At 37.1% G+C, this 22,166-nt stretch carries 19 protein-coding genes; 6 read left to right on the top strand and 13 right to left on the bottom strand.

Annotated features, from left to right (window positions below):
* From AACH31_RS08415 to polA, 4 genes are all read right to left on the bottom strand, one after another.
* Window positions 1-1,371 (bottom strand): replication initiation and membrane attachment family protein, encoded by a 1,371-nt coding sequence (locus AACH31_RS08415; RefSeq protein ID WP_338617376.1) that lies wholly within the window; start codon window positions 1,369-1,371, stop codon window positions 1-3.
* Between the two features lie 461 nt (window positions 1,372-1,832).
* A complete protein-coding gene (coaE, locus tag AACH31_RS08420) occupies window positions 1,833-2,444 on the bottom strand; it encodes a dephospho-CoA kinase (RefSeq protein WP_161831569.1) in 612 nt (203 codons plus the stop codon).
* Window positions 2,445-2,800: 356 nt separating this feature from the next.
* Window positions 2,801-3,664, bottom strand: coding sequence for a DNA-formamidopyrimidine glycosylase (mutM, locus tag AACH31_RS08425; RefSeq protein WP_161831568.1), 864 nt, complete (start codon window positions 3,662-3,664; stop codon window positions 2,801-2,803).
* 241 nt (window positions 3,665-3,905) lie between these two features.
* Window positions 3,906-6,542 (bottom strand): DNA polymerase I, encoded by a 2,637-nt coding sequence (polA, locus tag AACH31_RS08430; RefSeq protein ID WP_161831567.1) that lies wholly within the window; start codon window positions 6,540-6,542, stop codon window positions 3,906-3,908.
* Window positions 6,543-6,652: 110 nt separating this feature from the next.
* On the opposite strand from polA, the gene AACH31_RS08435 reads away from it, so the two are divergent.
* The 3 genes from AACH31_RS08435 (at window position 6,653) to AACH31_RS08445 (ending at window position 8,278) form a co-directional block, all read left to right on the top strand.
* Window positions 6,653-6,922, top strand: a complete 270-nt coding sequence (locus AACH31_RS08435) for a hypothetical protein (RefSeq protein WP_161831566.1) — start codon at window positions 6,653-6,655, stop codon at window positions 6,920-6,922.
* 94 nt (window positions 6,923-7,016) lie between these two features.
* On the top strand, window positions 7,017-7,817 hold the full coding sequence (locus AACH31_RS08440) for a metallophosphoesterase (RefSeq protein WP_161831565.1): 801 nt from the start codon (window positions 7,017-7,019) through the stop codon (window positions 7,815-7,817).
* 71 nt (window positions 7,818-7,888) lie between these two features.
* Window positions 7,889-8,278, top strand: coding sequence for a hypothetical protein (locus AACH31_RS08445; protein WP_161831564.1), 390 nt, complete (start codon window positions 7,889-7,891; stop codon window positions 8,276-8,278).
* A 40-nt stretch (window positions 8,279-8,318) separates the two neighbouring features.
* On the opposite strand, the gene aspT is transcribed toward AACH31_RS08445, so the two are convergent.
* The 9 genes from aspT to AACH31_RS08490 all read right to left on the bottom strand — a co-directional run bounded on the left by aspT (window position 8,319) and on the right by AACH31_RS08490 (window position 18,916).
* A complete protein-coding gene (gene aspT / locus AACH31_RS08450; RefSeq protein ID WP_161831563.1) occupies window positions 8,319-10,001 on the bottom strand; it encodes an aspartate-alanine antiporter in 1,683 nt (560 codons plus the stop codon).
* A gap of 271 nt (window positions 10,002-10,272) precedes the next feature.
* Window positions 10,273-10,956, bottom strand: a complete 684-nt coding sequence (locus AACH31_RS08455; protein ID WP_161831562.1) for a hypothetical protein — start codon at window positions 10,954-10,956, stop codon at window positions 10,273-10,275.
* A gap of 15 nt (window positions 10,957-10,971) precedes the next feature.
* Window positions 10,972-11,832 carry a polysaccharide deacetylase family protein gene (locus AACH31_RS08460; protein ID WP_262950824.1) on the bottom strand — a complete coding sequence of 287 codons (861 nt, stop codon included), beginning with the start codon at window positions 11,830-11,832 and terminating at the stop codon, window positions 10,972-10,974.
* Between the two features lie 140 nt (window positions 11,833-11,972).
* Window positions 11,973-12,737 (bottom strand): polysaccharide deacetylase family protein, encoded by a 765-nt coding sequence (locus AACH31_RS08465; RefSeq protein ID WP_161831560.1) that lies wholly within the window; start codon window positions 12,735-12,737, stop codon window positions 11,973-11,975.
* A gap of 111 nt (window positions 12,738-12,848) precedes the next feature.
* On the bottom strand, window positions 12,849-14,558 hold the full coding sequence (gene ptsP / locus AACH31_RS08470) for a phosphoenolpyruvate--protein phosphotransferase (RefSeq protein ID WP_161831559.1): 1,710 nt from the start codon (window positions 14,556-14,558) through the stop codon (window positions 12,849-12,851).
* Window positions 14,559-14,736: 178 nt separating this feature from the next.
* Entirely contained in the window at window positions 14,737-15,000 is a 264-nt protein-coding gene (locus AACH31_RS08475; protein ID WP_161831558.1) for a phosphocarrier protein HPr, read from the bottom strand.
* Window positions 15,001-15,087: 87 nt separating this feature from the next.
* Window positions 15,088-15,597 carry a PTS sugar transporter subunit IIA gene (locus AACH31_RS08480; protein ID WP_161831557.1) on the bottom strand — a complete coding sequence of 170 codons (510 nt, stop codon included), beginning with the start codon at window positions 15,595-15,597 and terminating at the stop codon, window positions 15,088-15,090.
* 248 nt (window positions 15,598-15,845) lie between these two features.
* Window positions 15,846-16,811: a polyprenyl synthetase family protein gene (locus AACH31_RS08485; protein ID WP_161831556.1), complete on the bottom strand. Its 966-nt coding sequence runs from the start codon at window positions 16,809-16,811 to the stop codon at window positions 15,846-15,848.
* 119 nt (window positions 16,812-16,930) lie between these two features.
* Window positions 16,931-18,916, bottom strand: coding sequence for an NAD(P)/FAD-dependent oxidoreductase (locus AACH31_RS08490; RefSeq protein ID WP_161831555.1), 1,986 nt, complete (start codon window positions 18,914-18,916; stop codon window positions 16,931-16,933).
* A gap of 349 nt (window positions 18,917-19,265) precedes the next feature.
* Between AACH31_RS08490 and AACH31_RS08495 the strand changes: the two genes are divergently transcribed.
* From AACH31_RS08495 to AACH31_RS08505, 3 genes are all read left to right on the top strand, one after another.
* Entirely contained in the window at window positions 19,266-20,111 is an 846-nt protein-coding gene (locus AACH31_RS08495) for an FMN-binding protein (RefSeq protein ID WP_161831554.1), read from the top strand.
* A 369-nt stretch (window positions 20,112-20,480) separates the two neighbouring features.
* A complete protein-coding gene (locus AACH31_RS08500) occupies window positions 20,481-21,515 on the top strand; it encodes an FAD:protein FMN transferase (RefSeq protein ID WP_161831553.1) in 1,035 nt (344 codons plus the stop codon).
* Between the two features lie 134 nt (window positions 21,516-21,649).
* The gene (locus AACH31_RS08505; RefSeq protein WP_161831552.1) at window positions 21,650-22,117 is read left to right on the top strand and encodes a hypothetical protein; all 468 of its coding nucleotides are present in this window, start codon (window positions 21,650-21,652) and stop codon (window positions 22,115-22,117) included.
* Window positions 22,118-22,166 lie beyond the last annotated feature (49 nt).

Below are 22,166 nucleotides of genomic sequence, written 5' to 3' on the forward strand. Positions count from 1 at the left end.
TCACCCTTTCTTATTTAAAAGTTGATTTTGTAATTCTTTCATACGTTCAATTTTTTGAAGGTCATCATCTGACAATGATTTTTTGTCTTCCTGAGTGGCCCCCTGCTCTTTTAACCAATCTGGAACTTGCTCTTTTCTAACGACACGCGTTGGTTTTGCATAAACTTTATTCGCGGCCGGAACAGTTTTTTCAAGTTCCCTTTTATGTTTCGCCTTCAACGTTGCCTTAACTTGAGCAATCGCCTTTTCCGTCGTGTCAATTTCCTTACGTTGCCACTCACCTGCAATTTTTTCCACGAGTTGTTTTGGCAAACGACCATCTGAAATATTTAGCACATAGTCAATTAAAACATTGACGACCCCGGCAGCCATCTGTTGATCAACGACTAACCATTCAACTAATTGGCGGTCCGCTGGAACGGGTTCCTTCTGATGTTGCTTAAAGCGTAAAAATTCTAGTGGATGTTGAGAAAGAACAAGCAAGAGTTGCTTTTCCTTAGACAATTGCTCTTGTTCCGGGGTGTGTGATAAATTTTCGGGATTCACTTGAGGAACCTCTACAACTTCTACAGGTTTCCCCTTATTTAAAAACTGAAAATACTGTTTAGCTTGTTTTCTAAAAAGCTCTAAGTTAACAAAGCCATCTGTATCTAAAGCATCAAAAATAAGTCTTGCCAACTCGTGCTCATCTAATTTATATAAAAATGCAATTCGATTAATTTGATCGAGTAACTTTTGAGAAACCATTGTCTCATCCATCCCAAATTGGTGCAACAAAGAAAATAACAGCTCTTTATCAAAGGATAATTCTAGCGTGACCCCTTTTTTATCCGTTTGATTGGTAGGGAGCGGACTCGCCTGTAGCATAGCTGACGAACGCATTAAAATAGTTGTATCAAATACCTCGTTAAATGGCTTAGAGATATTTTCTCCTTCTATTTCAGGCACTTCTTCGGCAAAGAGCCGTTTTAATTGTTGATACTCAGGATGCCCCACCTTTAAGTTAAGAAAAACATTAATGATCCCGTCATTAAAAAATTCCTTCGCTTGCATCGGCTTCCTTACAGAATAAGCGAGCGTCCCATCTCCTTTATGACAATACACCTGGATCAGTCCGACCGCTTCTAATTTATGCCTAAACTCAATTAAATCATCCATCGAAATATTTAACATCTGTAATAAAAAATGGTGGGCATACTCCTCCCCTTGTCCTCGTGTAGCTAACGTATTTAAAGTTAAATAAAAACTAGTTGCCACAGGACCGATGAGGGGTTGGTAAAGTAAAATTAAAATTTGTAACTCTTCCGTCGTTACCCGCTGCATCCCATACAATTTAAACTTCGTATTTGGTTTAACACCTTGTGTTGACACCGCAAACACTCCTTCTATCTAAACAGAAATATCTTCTTAATTTCCCCCCCTCACCTCAAATAATAGCACCTCTTTTTAGGCCAACAAAAAAAGGGGTGCTTGCGCTAAGGGGGCTTCTCATCATACATCAGGAAACCCATCACTAACTAGGGCGTTTAATACGTTCGATCTAAGAATGTGATAGCGACTAAAAGTGGTCGCGCGAAAAAATTTGACTTTCAAAAACGCCACCGAGTGTGACCTCTTTAAAACAACGAAATCGCGCATCAGCACGTTAAATTTTCCAACCGAAAAAGCCACGAACCTCTCTTCAACTAGCGCCATCAAACACCCAAATTAACCGCACCATCCTTTTTGTGAGGGGCTCCCACTTCATCATTATTTCTCCATTCTATCTCTCACTTTAATCCATCACGACTCACAACCATCCAAAAATTAAGGCAAGTGGGCACGCCCACCTCTTAAAACACCTGACAAGCCCGTTCCCATAACACTTCAAATAAATGATCAAATTGTTCTCTAAGTTGTCCCATGGTTCCATTATTAATCAACACGTAATCAGCACGTGCTCTTTTCTCATCTAAAGACATCTGAGAATTCATTTTAGCTAACGCATACTCCCGATCAATTTGATCCCGCTTCATCAATCGTTGAAGTTGAACATCAGGCGAAACATAAACAACAACCGTACGGTCTACTAACGCTTCAAAACGACTTTCAAAAAGCAAAGGGATATCTAATACAACAAGTCCCTCGCCCACTTTTTTTAACCGCTCAATCTCTTCTTCTAATTTTGCTTGGACAAGCGGATGAATCATCGCATTTAAACGCTCCTTCGCCTCATGATCATAAAAAACTATTTTTCCTAAAACGTCTCGTACAAGTTCTCCGTTTTCGTTTACAATAGACGCCCCGAACTCCTCCGCTAATTTTAAGACAAGCGGACTATTCGGACGTTGTAAATTTTTCACTATTTGGTCAGCGTCCAATACAACGATTCCTTTTTGTAAAAACCATGAAGATATTGTACTTTTTCCCGACGAGATTCCTCCCGTTAATCCAACGACTAACATTAATTACTACTGCTACTTAAAACATCGACAAAAAATAGATCGCAAAAAAGTTTCACTCGTTTAGCGCGTCTAATGAGAGCAATTTAACCTGACTGCTTCCATTCCATCAGACACCCGCGCTTCCTCCTCATCTCTTTAACGTTTTACCATAAACATTAATCTTATTTAATAAAAGTTGTAACGCCCCTGTTCACGACGTCGGGTTGACGATGAGTGAGTCCCTTATAAAACCTTATCACCTCTCGCGATTAGTTCACTACATTTTGTCTCGTAGCAGTCCCTCCTCTCTTTTTAAAAGTTCCTAGTGGCTTAGGCCTCTCACTTAAATAGCTACCACTTCTTTTTAACGACACCCATTAATCCGTTGATGAACCACGTTCGTTTTCCTTTATATTCAAACGCTGACAGTTCGGACAAAGATAAGTTCCCCGACCACCAACTTTGATTTTCTCAATTTCACTTTGACAGGTTGGACAAGCCTCACCTTGCCGTTGATGAACGAGTAATTCGTTTTGAAAAGAGCCAAGCACCCCATGAGAGGAACTAAATGTCCGAATCGTCGTCCCGCCTAATTCAATGGCACGCGCCAAAACCTGCACCGTATATTTTACCACATTCTCCAAATCTCTGTCCCCTAAATCCGAACTTGGTGTTAAAGGATGTAATCGCGCACGGTAAAGCACTTCATCAACGTAAATATTACCTAATCCGCAGACGACGCTTTGATCAAGAAGCAAACTTTTGATAGGTTTCTTTTTATTTTTTAACTTTTCTTTTAAGTAAGGAGGGGTAAACTGCGAAGAAAAAGGCTCTACTCCTAACACTTTAAATGGAGGGGTTTCCTCTAAATTGATGGACCGATCGTACAAGTGATATGTTCCAAATTTACGCGTATCCTGATAAAGCAATCGTTCGCCTCCATCCAACGTCATGACTACATGGACATGTGGATTCAACTCAAAATCTGGCTGAACAACAAAATACTTTCCTTCCATTCTAAGGTGTGAAAGCAACACATAATCATCCAAATAAAAAACAAGATATTTTCCACGCCTTTTAATCTGTTGAATGGTTTGACCCGTTAACTTGTTTTTAAATTCTTCTACCTCCATATTTTTAACCATCGGCTCATATTTCACTTCAACTCCCTGTATTTGTCTCCCTTTTACTTGTTGACAAAGGGCATTCTTTACATTTTCAACCTCAGGTAATTCTGGCATGTGTTCCACCTTCTTTCTTAACAACCCCTTTAGCTGTTCAATCATGTGCTACCCGGCAAGGAGCGCCTGCATTGAATGGGTCCCTATCGGGCATAACTTCCATTTTTATTCGTCATGGGATGCAGACGTGACTGCTTCGCATTTTTAAACTCCAATAACCCCTTGTCTTCCCTCTCCTTATTTCCAAGGAAAATACGTTAACTTCTAAAAAGGGCACTCGCCTCTCGTGCCCCTTTCATCATTATTTTGCATCATACCAGGTTGGACCATACGAATAATCGGCTTTTAATGGAACCTTTAATTCAACAACGTCCTCCATCGTTTTTGTCACTAACTCAATCATCAATTCCAATTCATTCTCAGGAACTTCAAATATTAACTCATCGTGTACCTGTAATAACAAACGTGACTGTACCTTTTTTTCCTGCATCATACGGGACACGTCGATCATTGCCTTTTTGATGATATCCGCTGCTGTCCCTTGAATCGGTGCATTCATCGCTGTTCTTTCTCCAAATTGTCGAATCGCATAGTTTTTTTGCGTTAGCTCTGGAATATAGCGTCGACGATTAAACAACGTCGAAACATAGCCATTATATTTAGCTTCCTTGACAATATCCTCCATATACTGGTGAATGCCCGAATACGTTTCTAAATAATGATCAATATATTTTTTCGCCTCTTTTTGAGTGATATTTAAATTTTCAGATAAACCAAAAGCACTCATTCCATAAATAATTCCAAAGTTAATAGCCTTTGCAGAGCGTCTTAAATCTGACGTCATCTCTTCCTCTGACACTTTAAAAACGTCCATTGCTGTTTTCTTATGAATGTCGTCCCCCTGTTTAAAGGCCTCAATTAATGACTCTGTATTTGAAATATGAGCCAAAATACGAAGCTCGATTTGTGAGTAATCGGCCCCTAAAATCAACCAACCTTCTTGACTTGGGACAAACGCTTTTCGAATCATTCTTCCCTCTTCTAAACGAATAGGAATATTTTGTAAATTAGGTTCGACCGATGACAATCGACCTGTTTGGGTTAACGCTTGATTAAAAATGGTGTGAACCTTCCCATCGTCATAACACGCCTTTTTTAAACCTTCAATATACGTAGAATATAATTTACTCAATGTTCGATACTCCATGATTAAATGAATAATCGGATGTTCATCACACAATTTTTCTAGAACATCGGCATTCGTTGAGTAACCCGTCTTCGTTTTTTTAATCACCGGCAATGATAACTTTTCAAATAGTACCTCTCCTAGTTGTTTAGGGGAATTAATATTAAACGACATTCCTGCCTGTTCAAAGATAGACGATTCGAGCGCTACAAGGCGAGACTTCAACGTTTCTCCCATCTCCTCCAAACCATTTAAATCAAGTGCCATTCCGTTAAACTCCATCGTTGCTAAAACATCGGCCAATGGCATTTCCATCTCTTCAAATAGTTCTAGTTGCCCCTGTTCACGCAGTTGCTCAAGAATTTGATTTTTTAGCTTAAAGACTGCCGTTGCAATATCGATTGCGTAACGCGCAACCTTTTCTGGTGCGGCAACGGCCCGCTTAGCCCCTTTCCCGTAAACCTCTTCATCGTATGATACCCCATCATAATCATAATGCATAACAACCTTTTTAAATTCTCGACTACCATTCGTTGGGTTAAGAATATACGTCGCTAATAATAAATCAAAATCAACCCCTTCTAATGGTAAGCCTTCCCACATGAGTGCAACACGTGAGCGTTTCACGTCAAAAATAGACTTCTTATACGTCGAACAACTTAAAAATGAAAGGAACGCCTCACTCTTTTTCGCAAGTTCAAATGGAGCATAATAAGCCTCTTCTTGATTAACAACTGCTATTCCTAAAATCGTGCCTCGATGATAATTTTCCTCGAAGACCTCTACGTGAATAGCACTATCTTGATAAGTTAACTGATCCAACTCTTGTTCACTTTGAATGATTCGAATAGGGAGCTGTGGTTTTGATTCTTTTGACTCCTCCATTTTTATCTTCTTCAAAAAGGCATTAAACTCCATTTCCTTAAAGAAGGCCATCAATTCTTCGACATGGGGTCCCTCATAACGTAAATCATCAAAGGTTAGTGGAAGCGGGACTTCCTTATGAATAGTCGCCATTCGTTTACATAATATGGCCTGTTCAACGTTTGCCTCTACCTTTTCTCGCATTTTACCTTTTAACTCATCTGTATGTGCCACTAGATTTTCAACCGTTGTAAATTGTTTTAATAATTTAATCGCGGTCTTCTCACCCACTCCAGGAATTCCTGGTAAATTATCCGAAGGGTCCCCCATCAACCCTTTTAAATCTACAATTTGCTGAGGAGACACTTCATATTTTGCAAAAACTGCGGCCTCATCAAACGACTCAATGTCTGTCACACCTTTACGTGTAATATGAACAATCGTTTTCTCGTCGACCATTTGCAGTAAATCTTTATCCCCCGTAATAATATGCACCTTGTCAAAATTATCACCTTTCGCCTGCGTTGATAAGGTTCCAATAATATCATCGGCTTCATAAGTTGCTAACTCTAACCGCTTAACCCCTAAAAGGTCTAAATATTTTTTAATCAAATTAATTTGTGAACGCATCTCATCTGGCATCGGTTTGCGTCCATCTTTATAACTTTCTAAAAATTCATGTCTAAATGTCGTCTTACCAGCATCAAAGGCGACCAACATATGCGTATGGTTATAATCATCTAACACCTTATTCATCATATTTACAAATCCGTATAAAGCGTTTGTAAATATTCCTGTACTTGTTTTCATGAGGTTCCCGCTATATGCCGTCGCATAATAGGCGCGATACATCAAACTATTTCCATCGATTAAAACTAACGTATTCATTGCATCAATCCTTATCCATAGCATATTTTTATGCCTTACTTACTATACTGTACTATTATTTTAGCACATCAAAGCAGTTTAAAACATATTTTTACAAGGATGGTGTCAAGATGAAACAAAAAATGAATTCAATCACTTCACAACTCTTTTTATTTTTCAACATTACGCTCCTCTTCACTTTTCCATTAACCCAACAATCCCCTTTAATCGTGCGACTTTTCTCAGGACACACCCTGCTTTTAACTCAATTGATTCCTGCATTCAGTTACCTTCTAATCCTAGGCGTTAGCTTCGGAGTAGAGAAAACGGAGTATCTTAACGTCATCCGAATGTTATGTACCCTATTTTGCATTTATCACCTCGTTCAATTGTTCTGCTAACGACGAATATCCATCTATTTCTATAAAAAAACGACAGCCTTTATATGATATAATAGCTTATATAAACAGTTATTTTGGTAAAGGATGAAATATGATGAAAAAAATCCAGGTCTATCTACTCACCATCACAGTCATTGTGATTTCACTCTTCGTGTATTTTATGTTAAATTTCAAGCAAGGCATTCATATCGAAGAGACCATGATTACCCACTCAACCATTCCAGCACGTTTTAGTGGGACGCGTTTAATTCAATTGAGTGACACTAAAATCAAAACACAAAAAGACCTTTCACTTTTAAAAAAGACCGTGGAAGAAATAAATAAACTTGAGGCAGATATTGTCGTCTTCACGGGGGACTTATTCGAAAAAGGAGCCATCTCTTCTGACTTATCTAAACAGGTAAAAAAAACTTTATCTGAGCTCAATCCCTCGCTTGCAAAGGTTGCCGTTTTAGGCGATACCGATTTAAAACAAAAAAAAGAAATTACAAAAATTTTAACGGAATCGTCATTTAAAATCCTTCGCAATGAATCCATTGAACTTTATAACGGAAGTAGCGAGGGCATCCAATTAATTGGGATTGACTCTTTGTCAACGACACCCGATTTAACACATATTCTTGAAAAGGAGTCCTCTTCAGAAATGTTCCAAATTCTCCTTCTTCATGAACCCACACTTGCAGCTAAGGTCACTGACTATCCAATTAATCTCCAACTTTCAGGTCACTGCCAAGGAAATTCAACTAAAAATGGTTGCACACAGTTTTATAACGGAACTTATCCTTTTGCAGATCAACTCATTTTAAATGTTAATCCGGGTCTTAAAGAAAGAAAAGGTATTTTTTCTTTCTTCTCCCGACCAACGATTCATTCTTTTTTACTCATTCAATCTTAATAGTGGGGCAAACAACTCTTTCGTTGCATATGATAACGTAGGACTGCAAGATAAAGGAGGAGTTTAAATTGATGCCAGTAAATTATCATAACGGGGTTCCAGTCCAAGTCCCTTATCGATCAACAGCACCACTTACTCAACAAGTCCCTAATCTCTCAATGATGCCTGAAGTAGGACAGGATGAGCGATGGGGATTCTTACCTTTTGTTGGAGGGTTAGCTTTAGGAGGATTACTATTTAATGGATGGGGAGGACGCCCTTGTTGTGGAGGCGGTGGATATTCTTATCCTGCGTACCAACCAGTTTACTACCAACAACCGGTTTATTATCAACAACCCGTTGTCTATCCTGCCTACCAACAACAGCAACAACAAGCGCAAAATGGATACTATGGACCTTACAATCCCGTGATGCCAAGTGAAACGACGATACTAGAAAGTAATAAATACTATTTATCATAAAAAAAACAGCTCAATTAAGAGCTGTTTTTTTGTTTTCCTCCTAAGAGAAAAACATGATAATTAAAGATCCCCAAACAGTTAACAAAATATTTCCGATTGCATAAGGAATCGTATAACCTAATACGGGGGCATTACTATTGGCCTTTTCACATAATCCCCCTAATGCTGCCGTAGTCGTTAAGGCACCTGCCGTCGCCCCTAAAATGACGGGTGGAGAAAATTTAAACACATATTTTCCTAATAAAATACCAAATAATGAGGATACAGCTGTCACAATAAGTCCCGCTAAAAAGAAAATCAATCCCGAACTTTGTAACCCTTCAATAAATCCTGGTCCAGAGTTAATTCCAACAACCGCGACGAAAACAGCCAATCCTACGTTGCTTAAAAACCATGTGGCAGCCGGTGGAATTTGTCCCATCGTCGGCTTCCGTGAATGAAGATAACCACAAAGTAACCCCATGATTAATACACCACCACTTGTTGAAAGCGTAATCCCAATCTTACCAATCATTAACGCCGGTATTCCAATCAGACCACCTAAAACAATCCCAAGTCCCATAAAAGTTACATCGGTTTCATCTGTCTTTACAACTTTTTTCCCAACAAACGGAAGAACTGATTCTACACAACTCGTCGGCCCTTCTAAGCAGAGGACATCCTGTTTACCAACAACTGTTCCTTGATGGTAATGAATGAACTCCCCGTGGCGTTTAAGTTTTGAGACTAATACACCCTTCTGCAAGGCCTCTTTTTGAATTTCCTTCATCGTTTTTCCACATGAATCTGATTGACCTATATAAACCTCTACAGTGTCAGATTTCAGCTCTTCTAAGCGATGATCAAAAATTTCTTTTCCTAAGCCTCTCCATTCAACCTGTGCGGCATCCTTCCCTTTAAAGGCAATCGCCAAGCAATCATTTGCTGCTAAAACCATCTCTTTAGCCGGAAAAATAAACGAGTGATGACGTTTTGGGTTCATGACATACAAACTGACATCAATTTCGTCATCCAATGGCCATTCAAGATCAGCGACAGTCTTTCCAACCCATTTTTCGTCGACTTCATAAAGACGATAAGATACCTCACCCGTTTGCACGCCATCGCCTACTGACTTCTCTTCCATTTTAGCTTGTTGGTCAAGCTCTAAACACGCCTTCTCCAAATCAATTTTTAAAATTTTAGGACCAAATGTCGTGAGAATAAACGTACATCCGATGGTTCCAAAAATATAAGTAACAGCATACCCTACAGGAACAAAATCCATCATCATTTTTTGATTAGAAACATCTAATCTTGAAAGGGCATCTTGAGCCACACCAATCACCGAGGATTGTGTTAACGCCCCTGCTAAGAGTCCCGAGGCCTGTCCAGCATTAAAATTCATTAACTTTCCAATCGTAATCGTAAAGATAAATCCAAAAAGGCAAACCATGCAGGCGAAAAGAACTTGAGAAAATCCTTCCTTCTTTAAGCTTTTAAAAAACTGTGGGCCCGCATTATAACCTAGCGCAAATAAAAACAGTAAGAAGAAAATAGACTTGACCGTATTATCTACCGTAATCCCCAATTGACCTACTAATACACCAGTCATTAAAACTCCTGGAACCGTTCCAACTTTAAATGAACCAAAACGAATTTTTCCAACCTGATAGCCAAAAGCTAACGTTAAAAACAGTGTTAATTCCGGATATGTCCTCAATACCTCGATTAACCATAACATATTAGTCACCCCATCACACATTTTTTAAGATTACAATTCCTATAGCAGATTAAATTCAAAAATACGATTTCGTTATTTTTAAGAACCTCTTTGCGATGAACCAAGTAACCTTCTAGACATTCATTTTTATTATAAATGGTATTAACATAAAATTAAAGAATATTTATCCAAATTTCTATCCTATCTTTTATATTTCTACATCATGCTATAAAATTCACCCTTATCCCCATTAAAAAGGTTACCCCGTATAAACAGGGTAACCTTTTTAGCTCTATTTTTTAAAGATGTAATCAAAAACTCCTTTATTAGCAATCGCTTCATAATATTCTGCCTTTACGCTATAATACGCTTCAACATTTTGAACATATTCATGATGTGTAGTAGCTAATTGTGAAAACAATTGATTAAGTTGTTGAAAGTATCGAACCGTCTCACTGACTTTAGAATGATAAAACATTTCTTGAAGTGATTCTAACTTATTCATTAACTCGTCAATTTCTCCATTTAGTAACGTTAAACTTTCTATCCGCTTTTGTTGATTTTCTGATAATTGTTTTCCTAACGTCGAAAGGGGCTTAGATAACTTTGATGAAACGGAGTTGATATGATTAAATTTCACCTTAACTAGCCTTTCATTCATCGCATCAATAACGTCATCTCTATATGCCTTTAATTCGGCGTACTGCGCGTTAAACGTGGAAAATAACTCATCCATATCTTCCTCTCCATCGTATGTACGGCCAATTTCAATAATCTGTGACGTTGTCTTATTTAGTTCATTTAATATCTCCTCTATCGTTTGGGGGGATTTTTTTTCAAGAGAGATTATTTCTTCATCTATGCGTTGATAAAATTGTAACACCTCAATTTCAGGGAATTTATAGGTCATTGCAAAGTAGATTCCCATCGCAACGATTCCCCCTAAGGCTATCCAAAATAAACTAACTTTCTTCATCCAATCACTCTCCCCCTATATTTCATCGCTACCTACTAAATTTTTAACGATATGATAATCTGGATTGTAGGGTAAAAATTCATACCCTAGCTCCATATAATACTCAATCACTTTCGGTAACACCTCTACCGTTATATCTTTTTCATGAAATAAAACAATTGTATTTTTAGGATAATTCCAAAGGTTCATGCAATATTCAATATTTTTCATAATCCCTGTGACGGTAGCTCCTGACTCCCAGTCTAGTGAGTCCACATCCCAATCCCAACATTTTATTTTTGCCTCCTTTAACGCCTCGATATGACCGGCATTAAACGTTCCACCACTCCCATATGGGGCACGGCACAGTTGACTCATAAAACCGCCCGTCACTTCCTTAATAAGCTGCTGTTCCTCTAATAGCTCCCCGACGAAATTTTCCCCACCTTTTTCTTTATCATATAAGTAGGAATAATTATGGGACATTGAATGCATTCCAATGTAATGACCGGTATCTGCCATTCTCTTCAAAACCTCATTTGATTTACTATAGCCCTCAATCGCTGAACCTAACACAAAAAAAGTTCCTTTAACGTCATATTGATCAAGAACATCCAATATTTTATCGGCGTTCTTGCTCGGTCCATCGTCAAATGTTAAATAAACAAACTTCGCTTCCTTGTTATGCCAACTCTCAATAGGCGGTATATCCTCAAATGTCAACTCCCCTTTGTTCTGCGTCAGAATACTTAAGTGATGAACCTGATAAAAAAGATTAAAGAATAACCCTCCGACCAACATGATAAATCCTATTAAAATAATAGTAATGTAACCCCTCGGATTCGTCCGTCCCCTTTTCAATCGGTTCTTACCCAACTCATACGTTTGCCTTGCCACTCCATTCCCTCCATTCATTCAATTTCTTTATCTCTATACTACTCTTTCCCCTGCCTGATTTCAATAAATTACTTTATTTTTCAAAAATAAACAATTTATCATCGTTTAGCTTTCCTTTTTTATCTCCATAATAGTGTTATCTAGTTGAGTCCACAATCAAATTCATCTCCCTCACAATATGGCATAAAGACATATCCTAACTCTCTATAATAATTGAAGACCTGTGGTAAAGTTTCTAAAGTTAATTTCTTTTCGTGAAATAGTAAAACAACTTCATCAGGGTAATGTGCCATCTCTAAATCTTTCACGACTTGATCCATAATTTCACTCGAACTTGACTTAGCCCAGTCTAACGAGTCAACATTCCAATCCACGCAGTTAAGTCCAGCATCTTTTATAGCCTGGTAGTGTGCCTTCGTAAAATGACCTCTACCTCCGTAAGGTGGGCGACAAAGATTACTTTCAAATCCGGTTAATTCCTTAACCTTTCCTCTTACTTCTAACATTTCATTAACAAAGTTATGAGCCGCATCTGGTGAATTATATAATTTATCTAAATCGTGAGTCATACTATGTAATCCTATATAATGACCATGATCTAAAATTTCATTCAAAATTTCCCCCGAATGAGGGATATTATTAATACTTTCACCGATGACAAAAAATACGGCAGGAACCTGTTCTCTTTCTAATAAATCTAATATTTCTTTTGTATACTTAGACGGACCATCATCAAATGTTAAATATGCAACTTTATCAGGTTTAGGTTCATGATAAATAAAATGGTCAATGCGATCCTCAACAGTAGCCGATTTAACGGTAGGACAACAAACCGATAATAAACAACTTAAGAAAGAGAAAAACAAAAAAAGATGCAGTTTATTATTAGTCAATAGCTTTCTCATTATATCAACTCTTTTCATTAAACTTCTTTTTTAGTATGGACGAGTTCTATTTAAATTATATCCTTATTCCAATAAAAAAAGTGTGAAGAGAAAATCTTCACACTTAATTAATTATTTTTGGATATTTTCAACTAATTCGATAACTTCTTCTACTGTTGATTTGTTTAACGCTTCAGCAGCTAATTCTGCCATTTCAGCTTTTGATAATTTACTGATTAATGAACGAGCAGGTAAGATAGAAGTTGCAGACATTGAGAACTCATCTAATCCTAATCCTAATAATAATGGAATAGCAGTTTGATCTCCGGCCATTTCACCGCACATTCCAGTCCATTTACCTTCCTTATGCGCTGCATCAATAACCATTTTTACTAAGCGTAAAATACTTGGGTTATATGGTTGGTATAAGTATGATACTTTTTCGTTCATACGGTCAGCTGCCATTGTGTATTGAATTAAATCGTTTGTTCCGATTGAGAAGAAGTCTACTTCTTTTGCGAATTGATCAGCTAATACAGCTGCAGATGGAATTTCAACCATCATTCCCACTTCAATCTCATCAGAAACTGTTACACCTTCTGAAACTAATTTCGCTTTTTCTTCTAATAATAAAGCTTTAGCTGCACGGAATTCATTTAATGTTGCAATCATTGGGAACATGATACGTAATTTACCGTAAGCACTTGCACGTAATAAAGCACGTAATTGTGTACGGAATAAATCTGTATCATCTAAACATAAACGAACCGCACGGTAACCTAAGAATGGGTTCATTTCTTTTGGTAAGTGTAAGTAAGGTAATTCTTTATCTCCACCGATATCTAACGTACGAACAACAACAGGTTTTTCTCCCATCGCTTCTAATACTGCTTTATAAGCTTCAAATTGTTCTTCTTCAGTTGGGAAGTTGTCACGTCCCATATATAAGAATTCTGTACGGTATAATCCAACAGCTTCTCCACCGTTACCTAAAACACCTTCTACATCGTTTGGTGTTCCGATATTCGCTGCTAACTCTACGTGTTGTCCATCTTTAGAAACCGTTTTCTCATTTTTTAACTTCGCCCATTCAGCTTTTTGAGCTTCGTATGCTTTCGCTACTTCTTCATAATGAGAAACTTGATCAGCAGATGGATTAATAATAACGTTTCCTTCTAATCCGTCTAAGATAATCATATCTCCATCTTTAACGTCTTCTAAGATTGTTTTCGTTCCAACTACAGCCGGAATTTCTAAAGAGCGAGCCATAATCGCTGAGTGAGACGTGCGTCCTCCGATATTAGTCGCAAATCCTTTTACAAAGTTACGGTCTAATTGAGCTGTATCAGATGGCGTTAAATCTTCCGCAATGATAACAACTTGTTCATCGATTGTACTTGGATCGTTAACTTTAACCCCTAATAAGTGTGCTAAAATACGTTTTTTGATATCTTTGATATCAGCTGCACGTTCACGGAAATATTCATTATCCATGCTTTCAAACATCGTAATAAACATTGTTGAAACTTCATCAAATGCATAAGAAGCGTTTACGCTTTCTGCTTTGATTTTATCCGTCGTTTGACTTAATAATTCAGGATCGTTCGCCATATTGATATGTGCATCAAATACAGCTGCCTCTTCCTCACTTAAATTTTGTGCTGCTTTAACTTTAATTTTTTGTAACTCTTCAGTCGTTTTAACTAATGCTTCTTTGTATAAGTTAATTTCTGCTTCTACATCTGCAATTGTAGATTTAACCACAGTTAATTCTGGTTCAATTAATTTAAATGCCTTCGCAATGGCAATACCATTAGATGCTGCAATACCTTTAATATTCACAATGCTACCCCTTTCATTTTTCAATGATATATACTTAATTATTATATCAGATAAAATTAGTTTCACAATAGCCTTTTCTATGTAAACTGTTACATATGTTATTATGTCGCATTTTCACCTGATAGGAGATAAATAAAAAGTACTGGTTATCCAGTACTTTTTATTCTATTTTAGATAATTATTTACCTAATCCTTGAGTTGTAATTGTTTCTGTTAATGCAGTGATTGCCTCTTCAGCATCTGCACCTTCAGCAGAAATTGTAATTTCAGCTCCTTGTTGGATTCCTAAAGACATAACACCCATGATTGATTTTAAGTTAACTTTTTTGTCACGGTATGTTAATGAGATTTCTGCGCTGTATTTGCTAGCTGTATTTACTAATACTGTAGCAGGACGAGCATGTAATCCAGTTTCATCTGTAATTGTAAAGATTTTTTCCATCAATAATCGCTCCTCTTTTAATTAAATTAGTTTCAACGTTATTGTAACGTGCGACTTTTAAAAAATCAAGTTCTATAACAATGAAATTTATTTGATTTCTAAAATGCTAACTTCACCATGTGTAACAGGTCCAGTTTTCTTTAAGTCAATGACTTTTTCACCTAAGTTAGTGAAAACAACTGGTGTTACTAATGATGGCACTTTAGGACGAACAGCATCAAGATCAACTGATAATAATAATGTATCAGGCGTTACTGTATCTCCCTCAGCAACGTGAGCTGTAAATCCTTCACCTTTTAATGCAACAGTATCCATTCCAAAATGGATTAAGATTTCATGTCCGTCATTAGATTCTAACGCTACGGCATGTTTTGTTGGGAAAACGTTTAATACTTTACCTGAAACAGGTGAATAAACTTTTCCTTCCGTTGGTTCGATAGCAAATCCATCACCCATCATTTTTTGACTGAATACTGGATCTGGTACTTCTGTAATTGATAATAGCTTCCCTGTAATAGGAGCACAAATTCCTTTTTTCGGTTCTTCAGTCTTTGAGTTTGAACTAAATAAATTTTTAATTGAGTCAAAAATTCCCATGGTGCACCTCCTAATATCTTTCATATCTATTATAGCGTTTTTTCTTCACAAATATAGATTTATTTTTAATTTTTCTTATTAAAAGCGCTAACAGGAGGTGATATAGGCGATAATTTTAATATTTTTTTCTTATTTATGTATAAATTCTTCAATTTATGACGTCTATTAGTCGTATGTTGTCCTAAATTTAACTTTATAAAACGCATTCATATTTTTCCAATCTAATCAAAAAAAGACCATTAGCGAACCTAATGATCTCTTTTTAATAACTTTTTCACAATCCACTCTAAATCATCCCTTGCTTGGCAGGATGGAAGTGCCGAAATCTCCTTTAAAGATTTTTTGGTATATTTTTGGGCCAACTCTAATGCCTGATCAATTCCGCCCAATTCATCTACACGTTCAATAATTTTTTGAACGTCCGCATCATCATAATGCCCCTTTGAAAGAAGTTCATTTAAATGTGCATCGTCTGTCTTTAACGCATAAATAAGTGGTAAGGTATAGTATCCCTGCTTGAGGTCATTTCCCAATGTCTTTCCAACCCGTGAAGTATCACCTTTATAATCTAAAATATCGTCAATGATTTGAAATGCATTTCCTAGATGTAATCCAATCTTTCCTAATTTCCGACATAATTTTTCGTCACATCCAGCTTCATAGGCCCCTATAGCAAGACTCGTCGCTAAAAGAGCCGATGTCTTTGCCCCTACGATTTTTAAATATTTCTTTACGGAGTCATGCGTCTTAAATCGACCATCAAATTGTTCAATTTCTCCCACACACACGCGTGAAACGGCCCGAGACAATTCCCTCATATGGTGGAGCTCATAGTTTTTTGCTAAAAGTTCAAAACATTTTGTAAAAATATAATCCCCCGTATAAACCGCATAGTCTTTTCCATATTTTTTTTGTGTTGTCAACGATCCCCTACGGTGAGTCGCATCATCGATAATGTCATCGTGAACAAGTGTCGCTAAATGCAACATCTCAACAACGGCTGCTAGTGGGTAAATAGATTTAAAAGATTTCGCCCCGAATCCGGCACCAATCAAGCATAAACCTGGTCGAACCCTTTTCCCTCCTGATTTAGCTAAATCTTGTAATATTTCATTCATCTTTTCCTGCTTGACCGTCATACTTTGTTCAATTACACCATTTACCTCAAAAAGATGATTCATCATCCTAGGATTATCTTGCCAAAACGAATTCATATGTTATCACCTACATTACTGAAATACTACCCCGGATTAATCCCCTAAAACTTAGTAATAGAAAAACATAGTCAATACCCCCGTATTAACTATGTTTTCCTAATCTCATCTATTCTAAATTAATCGACGTACAAATACCATTTTTTCAATAATGGGATTTTTGGTAACATTTTTCTAATCCATGGCCAAACATAATAATCTAAACCTAAGACCATTCCAGAGTTACCAATTAAAGCAAATCCACCTACAAGGTACCAAAGCATTTCGGTTGGTGCCATTCCAGAAGCCCAAATCATACATCCCATAGCGATAGTCGCAATAGCGGCAACTGGTGTAAATAAACCAATAATCAACATTCCACCGAAGATGATTTCACCGCAAATCATTCCACCTTGTACTAGACTAGCTAATTGAGTAAATTGTGTTCCATCAGGTGTATAGAAAAAGGCATCCATTGACCAATTCACCATATTTTCAACAAACCCTGGAACAGGTAATACCGTAATCCAATTCATAAAATCATGAATAGCATCTGCTAACATCGTAAAAATATCTCCACTATTTGAAACAACGTCACTCACCGTTTGCGAAACTGCTGCTGCCGCTGATGAGGCCCCTTCTGCAATTGCACCTGATGCTGCTGTTACTGTCTCTACTACTTCTGGTACAACTTGACTAACAGCCTCTGATGCACCACCGATTGTATCTGCCTTTGGAGGTGCGGGTAATAAAAAGACATTGTTAAAATCATGAACAATTTTTGGTAATTTAGTTAATCCTTGTTGTAACCACATAAAACCGATAAAAATACGGAGCGGGAATTTCCAGAATACTGGAGCTGAGTTTGATAACAAACCTCCCACCATCGAACGATTATTTTTTGTATGGAAAAATTCATGCATTAAATAAGACCAAATCTTATTGAATCCTAATACTTGAATAAAATAAATGATATTAATTAAATGTTTTGATGCCATTGCAAAAAATCCAGATAAATTAAACCACATTCCTGGCATTCCAACCTGTGCCACCCCATAACGTGATCCGATACAAACCATCGAACCATGGAACGTTGGTTTATATGTTTTATGAGTTCCACCATTAATATCTACTGCGATATTATGAGCAACAACTGGTGCTGAATGCTCCGCGTTTTCCACCATCTGAGGGACAGGGCGTTCTTCACCTTCTGGAATATAGAAAATATTATCTCCAACAACATAAACATCTTCGTAATCTTTCGCCTGTAAGTGCCCGTTTGTTACAATGCGTCCACGACCAGCCTTCTCAACTGATGCCTGATCAACAATATCAGACCCCTCAATACCTGCTGCCCAAATCACGGTATGCGTTTGAATAACTTTCTCACCTTTATTTAAAACCACTTTATCTTCATGAATCTCACTAACCGCTGAATTCATCACTAATTCATTTCCAAGTTTAATTAAACGCTTTTCCGCTTTTTTAATCAACTTATCTGGGTACATCGGTAAAACTTTCGGTGCAAAATCAACAATGTAAAGACTGACTTCATCACGATCAATATGGAATGAACGACATAACTCATCTTTCCATTCCCCTAATTCACCAGCCATTTCAACACCCGTAAATCCTGCTCCAACTGTTACAAATGTCAGTAACTCACGGCGCTTTTGCTTGTCTGCTGTCAATGCCGCTTGTCGGAACATATTTAAAATGTGCTCTCTTAAGTTTACAGCATCTGTGTATGACCAAAGTTGATGAGCATGTTCAGCCCCAGGAATTCCAAAGAATGTCGGCTTACATCCCGTCCCGATAACTAAATAATCATACTCGTATGACTGTTGGTCAGATACTAATACCTTTTGGTCAAAGTCAATTGTTTTAATCTCATCTAATACAACTTCAACGTTACGCCCAGCAAAAATACGCTTTAAATCCATACGAATTGATTCTTCATCAACACGACCTGCAGCAACTTCATGTAGCTCAGTTAACATCGTGTGATAAGATTGCTTATCAATTAACGTAATCTGCACATCTTTGTTCTTTTTAAATTTTTTTGCTAATTTCTTTGCAGTTAAAACGCCTGCATATCCTCCACCAAGAACGACTATTTTTTTCATGAAACTCCTCCTCAAATAACCCTACTTTTTCATGTCTTAAAACATAAAAAAAGCAACCTTCCCACAACCATTAATCATCATATACTTTTAATGCGTGGGAACGTCAATAAAACCACTAACATTACATTTAGTTCATTAATATTTTATCATATTTTTTCACATATTCAATCTTTTTTAAATTCCATCACTTTACCGAATTCGCCTCCTTTTACACCGTTTGTAACCGATATCATCTTTGGCAGATTAACCTATTCGACAATATAAGAAATATTTACTCATGGTAACTTCTATACAAAGTATGTTAAAATAGCAAAAAGTACAACTAATCTAAAGTATGAGGAGGGGTTTGATGAAATACAAAAAAGCGTCCATTTTTATGATCTCAATCCTTTGCTTACTAAGTGCTTGTAATGCAAATGAAGTTTCACAAGAAGAAGAAAAGACAGGTGACGCCGTAGAAGAGGTGATTCCTGTAAATGAAAATCAACATAAATTAAAAGATGGTCAATATTTTGCCGAAGTAGATACGCATACCTCTAATTGGAGAGAAATTGTTGATGTTGAAGTCGTTCACGGAAAAATAAAAAAGATTACTTTCAATGCCGTGAATCAGGAAGCAACCGATTATAAACGCAGTCAAAACGAACAAAAAGAATCTGAATCTGATAACAAAACAGATAACGGATGGGAAGAACAACTTCAATTATTAGAAGATTATCTCCTTAAAAATCAAGATTCTATCCTAACTTTAACCAAGGAAACGATTCAACCGATTGAGGGACTCACCATTGATCCCCTTCCATTTATTGAATTATTGCAACGTGCCTTAAAAACGGATCCCATTCAGACAGGTGCCTATCAGGATGGACGTTATTTTACCACAATTAATGACGAACAAAACAAAACTAAACACACGATTAACCTCTTGGTTCATCACGGATATATTATTGCTGCTCACTGGGATACAACCATTCCAAGTGATTTAAATCTAACAGAGGAAGAACAATCCTATGTCGATCAATGGAATGAACAGGCCAACTTACTTGAGCAACATTTAATCCAATTACAAGATCCAACACAAATTACCTTCAATGAAGAAAATAAAACAGCAGATATTTCAGGTGTAACCATCGAAGTACACCAGTTTATTGAGCTTGCAACAAAAGCATTGGCCGGTGGCCCTTTATTGGATTAAAAAAGGATAAGATTTCATTTTTTGAAATCTTATCCTTTTTTCTATCTCTAAAGGCGTATTCACTAGTTCGAACATTATACGACTTTTACCCTTTCTAACGAGAGATTTCCAAAGAGATATAAAAAATTTATCGCCATCACTTCATGGAATATGATATCCTATCTAAGAGTAACGATAAATTTTGCCCCTATCCTTAACAATCCATTCATTTTACCATTTTACTGAAGCTAGGGACTGTCCCTACTAGCGGTGGAGACATTGCCTCCTCTATAGTGGTGGATACGCGGATAGGGAGGATTGAACATTCGATTTATACGTATAACCAGCTAGTTTAAATCATACATAAATAAATTAAGAAGGGAGCTTTTTATGAAGTCTATTAAATACTATTTACTTGTTTTCCTACTCTTACTCGCAGGATGTACCCAACAAAAGAAAGAACAGTCGTTTGAACCCGTTTCTCAAAATAAATTTTTACTAGGAACGGTCGTTACAGTTACACTATACGATAATCCAAAAGACGAAATATTCGCCGAAATTTTTGAGAAAATTGAAAAAATTGAGCAAGAAATGACCATTAACAATGCTACGACAAGCGAAGTTATGGAAATTAACAAATACGCAGGATCAAAGGAAGTTAAAGTCTCAGAAGATACGTTTAATGTGATCAAAGCTGGTTTAAATTACTCTAGTCTTGCAAATGGAAAATTTGATATTACCGTAGGACCGTTAGTAAAGCTTTGGGAGATCGGATTTGACGATGCACACGTTCCGAATAATGATGAAATTTCTAATGCAGTAAAGCTGATTAACTATAAAGATATTGTATTAAATGAAGAAAATTTAACGGTAAAGCTCATTAATCCGGCCATGATGATTGACTTAGGCGGAATTGCAAAGGGCTATGCCGCCGACGTTGCCACAAAGGTTTTAGAAGACCACGGTAATAAGCACGCCATTATTAACCTTGGAGGAAATGTCTATGCCTATGGAGATAAGATCAACGACATGCCATGGAAAATAGGTATCCAAAATCCATTCTCACCTCGTGGAGAATATTTAGGAATCGCTAGTGTTAAAAATAAGGCGGTGGTCACATCAGGTACATATGAACGTTACTTCGAACAAGACGGAATAATTTATCACCATATCCTAGATCCACAAACAGGCTATCCCGTCTCAAACAATATTGTTTCCGTTACGATTATCGCGAATGACTCTATGATGGCCGATGCTTTATCAACAAGCGCCTTTGCACTTGGAGTCGAATCTGGACTAGCGTTAATCGAATCACTTGATAATGTTGAGGCGCTTTACATTACCGATGATTATAAAATTTATCCTTCTTCTGGATTTCTCAATTATTTCGAACTAACCGATGAAAACTTCACGCTAATGAACTAATCATAAAAATCTCCTAAGGAGATTTTTATTTTGTAATAAAATCCCATTAATTTGGGCGTCTGCCATCTCATTTTTCCATTCAAAAAATATACTATATTGTAATTGAATTACAAGATGGAAAGGAAGTTTTTTTAATGAATGGATATAATAGATGCGGTGGTTATAAAGCTCCTATGTGTGGGATGCCAGTAATACCACAACCAGTACCTGTAAAAATGGAGGCAACTTCTGTTGCAGAAGCGTGTGAAACAACTGTTGTTGCACAACCTGCACAACCAGTTTGCTGTCCAGTAATGCCACAACCAGTACCAGCTCCAATGCCTGCCCCTATGTGCGGACCTGTGCAATTTGAAAGTTGCTGTCGTGTAGTTGAACCAACTGTTTGCTGTACTCCTGAAGTTCATCATCATCACAGAGTAGAACATATTGTCCCTGTAGTTGTCCGTAATGTTCACCATCATCATAATCACCATGATTATGTTATCTGTAAACAAGAAGCAACTGAAGCTCATCAATACGATCACGGACTTCGTAACGAAGACTGGTGTTCTCTTGCAATGCAACAACAAAATCCATGTGGACCTAAAACTCCAATGTGCTAATGAATCATAAATAAAAAGAACGACTTTTTTAGTCGTTCTTTTTTTACTA

Source organism: Turicibacter faecis (assembly GCF_037076425.1).
In the GTDB taxonomy this organism is placed as follows: domain Bacteria; phylum Bacillota_I; class Bacilli_A; order MOL361; family Turicibacteraceae; genus Turicibacter; species Turicibacter faecis.